The organism is Burkholderia sp. SCN-KJ, from assembly GCF_024656005.1.
In the GTDB taxonomy this organism is placed as follows: Bacteria; Pseudomonadota; Gammaproteobacteria; order Burkholderiales; family Burkholderiaceae; genus Burkholderia.
Genome location: NZ_JANKOG010000070.1, coordinates 1 through 2843, shown reverse-complemented (window position 1 = coordinate 2843; position 2843 = coordinate 1). Strand labels below are relative to the sequence as shown.

At 63.2% G+C, this 2843-nt stretch carries 1 protein-coding gene and 1 pseudogene; one reads left to right on the top strand and one right to left on the bottom strand.

Annotated elements, in window-relative coordinates; all coding sequences use genetic code 11:
• Positions 1–158 precede the first annotated feature (158 nt).
• Positions 159–383 carry an LPKTxAVK-anchored surface protein gene (locus tag NQV17_RS38290; RefSeq protein WP_374692811.1) on the top strand — a complete coding sequence of 75 codons (225 nt, stop codon included), beginning with the start codon at positions 159–161 and terminating at the stop codon, positions 381–383.
• Positions 384–1525: 1142 nt separating this feature from the next.
• Here NQV17_RS38290 and NQV17_RS38285 read toward each other — a convergent pair.
• Positions 1526–2725: pseudogene (locus NQV17_RS38285) on the bottom strand (serine/threonine protein kinase); the annotation flags it as partial.
• Positions 2726–2843 lie beyond the last annotated feature (118 nt).

The window sequence follows — 2843 nt, the reverse complement described above, 5'->3', positions numbered from 1 at the left end:
CGAAGCAAAGATACGTGCTCGCCTCGAACCGTCTTAGCCCACGTCGTTCGACGAGGTCGCAGCCGAGCCGGCCGAACCGGAATCCGACCTGGTAGTCACCAAAACGCGGTCCGGCAATCCGGCCGACATTGGCATAGAGCACACATGAAGCATCACAGTTGCCACGCTCGAGGCTGAGACTGACCCCCTTGCAGGTCGTCAGGGAAGCCAGGTTCGCATCTGTAAACAAGGCAGGTGCGAAAAGCTTGCCTAACACCTCGACGGTCGCGAGCGAGGCCGCGTCCTCCATCGCCGGTAAATCGATGAGTTCCTCGATGGCCCGGTCCCCAAGCCGTGTCCCGATGCGCTCGTATTCCCGTCGCACCTCCTCGTCGTCCGGATGAGGTGACCACTCGATGCCGACATGCCGGAGGTAGGTGAGGCATACGGCGACCGCGCGGTCGCTCTGATCGAGAGTCGTGCAGACATCTGTGTGCAGGCACGCGACGCGGGCTCGTTCGACCGTTGTCGTGACCCGATTCGATAGCGCCGCCAGGCGCTCGTCTGCGACCCGTAACTGGCCGGTCAGAAATTCGCATTCGGCCCGGTCCAGTTCCAGCGCAAAGATCAGCTCATGCCGACGCTCCCAGCAATCGTCGTTCAATAGTTCCGCGCCGGTGATGAGATAGGTCAGCGCCGAGGCATAGGCTGTCGACGCCTTGGCGCGCTGGCCAGCGAGCAGGTTGAACCAGGCGAGTTGCTCCCGCTCCTCTTGTTCGGTGATCAGCGCGATGCCGCGATTGAGCTGACCGACGATCTCGAAGATCGCCTCCTCCCGCTTTTTCGGAGGCGTGCGCGCAGCGAGCAGCCGCCCGATCCGCAGATGGGCCGAGGTCCGCGAGGCTTCGGGGATCAGTGAATAGGCGGCTTCATGAACACGGTCGTGACCAAACCTGTAGGCCCCCTCCAGCCGCTCGACGAGTTCCTGACGCATCGCCTCCCACAACGCCGCGTGGACCTGTGCCTCCGGAATGCCGAGAACGGTCGACACTGTCGTGATCCCGGCGACGTTTCCGAGACAGGCAAGCTGCTCCAACGCGTGCCGCGTCCCAGCCGGCAGGCGGGCCAGCTTGCCGACCATCAGGTCCACGACGTTGTCGGTGTAACCCTTGGCATGGATGCGATCGAGATCCCAGCACCATTGCCCAACGTCATGATCAAAGGTGAGCAAATCTTCTTCGGCAAGCGCGTGCAGAAACTGGATGACAAAGAACGGATTGCCACCCGTCTTGTCATGGACCAGTTGCGCCAGTGGTGTGATGCGCGCCGGCTCGCAGTGAAGCGCCTCCGCGATCAACTGACTGATATGCACACGGGCGAGCGGCGCCAGCGTGATCTCATTGATCTTGACGCCCGCGTTTCTGATGGCCTGGAGCTTGACCATCAGCGGATGCGCAGCATCGACCTCGTTGTCACGGTAAGCGCCGACCAGCATCAGGTGCCGCAGGTCCGAGCCGGCCAACAGATCCTCGAGCAGGTCGAGCGTTGCGGCGTCGAGCCACTGCAGATCGTCGAGAAAGAGCGCAAGCGGATGCTCCGCCCGGGCAAATACACTGATGAAACGCCGGAACACGAGCATGAAGCGGCGTTGCGCCTGTTGCGGCTCGAGTGCCGGGACAGGTGGCGGTTCACCGATGATCAGCTTCAGTTCGGGGATGAGGTCGGTCATGAGTCGGGCATTGGGCTCCAGCGCCTCCAGGAAGGCACTGCGCCAGTTCGCCAGCTCCCTGCCGGGCTTGCCCAGCAGTGGGCGCACCAGGCTCTGAAACGCCTGCACCAGCGTCGAATAGGGGATGTCGCGCTTGTACTGGTCGAACTTGCCGGACGCGAAGAGCCCCCGCGGCGGCACAAGCACCTTGTGCAGTTCATTGACGACCGAGGATTTTCCTATGCCAGAATAGCCGGAGACCAGCACCAGCTCAGGCGGGCCGCTCCTAACGACCCGATCGAACGTGGTGACCAAGGTGTTGATCTCACGCTCACGCCCATACAGCTTCTCGGGTATCAGCAACCGGTCAGGCGTGTCGTGTTCGCCCAGCGCGAAGACATCGATGCAGTGCCGACGCTGCCACTCGGTGAGGCAATGCTGCAGATCATGCTCAACACCGGCCGCCGTCTGGTAGCGCTCTTCGGCCGCTTTGGCGAGCAGCTTCATTACGATGTGGGAGACCGCGGCGGGGACGGTCTCCACCAGCTCGCATGGCGGCACCGGCTTTCTCGCGATATGGCAGTGCACCCATTCCATGGGGTCAGCGGCCGTGAACGGCAGCACGCCGGTCAGCATCTGGTAAAGCGTGACGCCGAATGCATAGAGGTCGCTGCGCGAATCGATCGAGCGATTCATCCGGCCGGTCTGCTCGGGTGCCATATAAGCGAGAGTGCCGGCGATGGTCTCGGGCGGCTCGGGAGATTGCCGCTCGCGCGGCAGACGCGAGGCGAGACCGAACCCGGTGAGCCGCGCCTGCCCATCGGCGCAGTTCACGAGGATATGCGCGGGCTTGAGATCCTTATGGACGAGGCCGCACTGGTGAAGCTTGCCTAGTGCCGCGGCGATGTCAGCAGCGAGTCGCAAAAAATCGCCCATCTCCATCGGCGCGCCGAGCAGACGCGCGAGCGGCTCACCGCCCGGGTCCTCGAGCACCAGCAGGATCTGCCCCCCTTTGCTCGCGAGCTCGAGCGGCCGCACTGACCATGCGCCTTCCAGTTCGTCCCTCAGGTCATACTCGTGAGCGAGACGATCGAGGCTGGCGGGTAATGGATGTTCGGCAGCGGGACGCACCAGCAGAACGCTGACGCTATCTACG